Origin of the sequence: Protofrankia sp. CiP3 (assembly GCF_917627345.1) — a bacterium.
GTDB lineage: Bacteria > Actinomycetota > Actinomycetes > Frankiales > Frankiaceae > Protofrankia.
This window is the reverse complement of the sequence record NZ_CAKJTM010000134.1, coordinates 7,487-10,969: the sequence shown is the minus strand read 5'-3', so window position 1 is coordinate 10,969 and position 3,483 is coordinate 7,487. Positions and strand designations below refer to the sequence as shown.

Genomic DNA, 3,483 nt, shown 5'->3' with positions numbered 1-3,483 from the left:
GGCTGGGATGACCCTGACATCGACAAAGATCCGTAAGATCGTCTGTCGTGCCAAAGGAATTTCATTTCCGTCATACCGGGCGAGACCAGACCAGATTAGCCTGGCAGCAACCCGACATGGACGGGGTTATGGCACTGACTTTCGGCACGCTGTTGAGTTCTCAAGGAGCAAGCGCACACCATGGGGAATCTTTCAATTCCCATCCGGAGCGTTTTTCTAAGCTACTGTTGGAATTCAATCGAGTCAAACCATTCCGGATCATCCGGCGGAAGCCTCGACAGCTACCTTCGATCACTCACAGAGAGTGTCGAGCCGGGGTTGGGGCCACCGGCGCTTCTCGGCTTCGGTGTCTCCCGGCTGTCCGCCGGCAAGGAGAACATTACGGGTGCAGAGCGGGAACGTCAAATGTCAACGGCTTCTCGATCTGTTACCTACATCACATCGCCTGAATGTCGTCTTGACCAACCTGTCTGCTATGGGACCATCGGGGGCTGTTGCCGCCGCGCCGGCCCCGCTCTCGATCAGCCGGCCGGCCGCTCAGTTGGTCAGCCGGTAGCCGGTCGGCGTTCCTGTCGCGCCGCGGGCCCAGCTCCTGACGGGGTCACCGCGACCCCGTCAGGAGCGGCCTGCCAGACACGTAGTCGCCAGACGTTCATCCAGCGGTCATCCAATACCGCCTGAAGGCCGTCAGAAGCTCTTTGCCCACTCACGGTCACGCACGAGCCGTTCGGTGATTGCCGCGAGCTGTTCGCGTACCCGGGCCGGAGCTGTCCCGCCCGGAGCCGAACGGGCCTCCAGCGCACCTTGGACGGAGAGCACCGTGCGCACGCCCGGAGCCAGGCGTGGGTTGATGGCCGCCAGGTCGTCGTCACCGACCTCGTCGAGTTCCACCTCACGCGCGGAGCACCAGGCCACCAGCTGCCCGACCGCCTCGTGCGCCTCCCGAAACGGCACTCCACGCCGGACGAGGTACTCGGCCACATCCGTGGCCAGCGCAAACCCCTCGGGAGCGGCCGCGGCGAGACGCTCCTGGTGTATCCGCATGGTCCCCACCGTGCCCGTGGTCGCCGGCAGTACCAGCAGCAGGGTGTCGACCGCGTCGAACACCGGCTCCTTGTCCTCCTGCAGGTCACGGTCATACGCCAACGGCAGGCCCTTGAGCACGACGAGCAGTCCGGTGAGCGCGCCGATCAGCCGGCCGGACTTGCCCCGCGCGAGCTCGGCGACATCCGGGTTCTTCTTCTGCGGCATGATCGAACTACCGGTGGCGAACGCGTCGTCCAGCTCGACCCAACCGAACTCCCGGCTCGTCCACAGAACGATCTCCTCGCCGAGCCGGGACAGGTGCACACCGATCAGCGCGGCCGCGAACAGGAACTCCGCGGCGAAATCACGGTCGGAGACCGCGTCGATCGAGTTCGCGAAGGCCGAGTCGAAGCCGAGCTCCAGCGCGACGCCGTGCGGGTCGAGCGGGAGCGAGGAACCGGCCAACGCGCCCGCGCCCAGACTGCACACGGCAGCACGCCGGTCCCAGTCCCGTAACCGGTCCACATCACGCGCGAACGCGTGGACGTGAGCGAGCAGCTGATGGGCGAACGAGATCGGTTGGGCATGCTGGAGGTGGGTCATCCCGGGAGCCGGCGTGTCCACCTGTGCCGCGGCCTGGTCGACGAGAGCCAGTTGCAGGTCGACGAGACACCCTGCCACCTGCCGGGCGTGCTCCCGCAGATACATCCGAAGATCGGTGGCGACCTGATCGTTACGGCTTCGCCCCGCCCGCAGCTTGCCCCCAAGGGTGCCGAGGCGCTCGAGCAGACCCCGTTCCAGGGCCGTGTGCACGTCCTCATCGTCAACCGTCGGTCGGAAACGACCGGTTCGCACGGCTTCGGACAGATCGTCCAGAGCCGCGAGGACGGCGGTGAGCTCACCGTCGTCGAGCAGGCCGGCGCGGTGCAGCACGCGGGCGTGCGCGCCCGAGGCCCGCAGGTCGTACGGGGCGAGCCGCCAGTCGAACTGGACACTGACCGACAGGCGCGCCAGCGCCTGCGCCGGACCGCCAGCGAAACGACCACCCCACAGCCGGGTCGGCGGCGCGGACGCCGATGGCCCTGAGCCCGGTGGTTCGCAGGCCGATGTGCTCACCGGGACAGCCGCTGTTCACGAGCTGACCACACCGTGGTCGGCAGGCCCCACAGGTCGATGAAACCCCGTGCGTCACGCTGATCGAACTGGTCGCCCGCGTCGTAGGTCGCGAGAGCGTGGTCGTAGAGACTCGCCTCGCCACGCCGTCCGACTACCTGGGCCACACCACCGGCGAGCCGGATCCGGACATCGCCGGTGACCCGGGCGCTCGTGGAATCGATGAACGCGTCCAGCGCCGCTCGCAATGGCGAGTACCACAGGCCGTCGTAGACAAGCTCGCCCCAGCGTTGGTCCACCCCCCGCTTGAACCGGGCGGCCTCGCGCTCGAGGGTGAGGTCCTCCAGGTCACGATGCGCGGTCAGCAGGGTGATCGCCGCCGGGCATTCGTAGATCTCCCGGCTCTTGATCCCTACCAGCCTGTCCTCGATCATGTCAATGCGCCCGACGCCCTGTGCACCGGCGCGGCGGTTCAGCTCGGCGATCAGGTCCACGAGCGGAAGGGCCCGGCCGTCCAGAGAGAGCGGCAGCCCGTCGACAAAACCGATGGTCACCTCGTCCGGCTCCCCCGCTGCGGTCGGGTCAGCGGTGTAGACGAAGACATCCTCCGGGGGCTGCGCCCACGGGTTCTCGAGCACGCCGCACTCGGCCGTACGGCCCCACAGGTTCTGGTCGATCGAGTAGGGCGAACGCGCGGTCACATCGATCGGCAGGTTGCGCTCGTCCGCGAACGCGATCGCCTTGTCCCGTGTCATCCCCGAATCCCGCACCGGCGCCAACACCGACAGGCCCGGGGCAAGAGCCATCACGCCCACCTCGAAACGCACCTGGTCGTTGCCCTTGCCGGTGCAGCCATGCGCGATGGCTCCAGCGCTGAAGGTGCGGGCTGCCTCGACGAGGTGACGGACAATGACAGGCCGCGACAAGGCCGAGATCAACGGATAGCGGTCCATGTAGAGAGCGTTGGCCCGGATGGCCGGGGCCACGAACGACTGGGCGAACTCCGCGCGGGCATCGACCACGACGGATTCCACCGCCCCGCAGGCCAGTGCCCGTTGCCGGATCAGCTCAAGATCCTCACCGCCCTGGCCGACGTCAACGGCCAGCGCGACCACTTCGGCGCCGGTTTCGGCACCGATCCAACCGATGGCCACGGACGTGTCCAAGCCGCCCGAATACGCGAGTACGACGCGGTCGGTCACTACGGATCAACCTTTCCACAATCATCGGGGCTGCCTGCCGCGCCAGAAAAACCAATGCCACGCCGCACTCAGCCAGATATTTTTAGATCATCACACTAAGAGCGCCCGGCAATAGGGACGCGGCGTCGCGGGGCTGGGGCAC

Annotated in this window: 2 protein-coding genes; both read right to left on the bottom strand. The window is 67.0% G+C overall.

The features are described from left to right. Positions 1–687: 687 nt before the first annotated feature. A complete protein-coding gene (gene argH / locus MJ797_RS24080) occupies positions 688–2,142 on the bottom strand; it encodes an argininosuccinate lyase (RefSeq protein WP_239341549.1) in 1,455 nt (484 codons plus the stop codon). Then, positions 2,139–3,341, bottom strand: coding sequence for an argininosuccinate synthase (locus MJ797_RS24075; protein ID WP_239341547.1), 1,203 nt, complete (start codon positions 3,339–3,341; stop codon positions 2,139–2,141). The genes argH and MJ797_RS24075 overlap by 4 nt, the downstream gene beginning before the upstream one ends. Between the last annotated feature and the right edge of the window lie 142 nt (positions 3,342–3,483).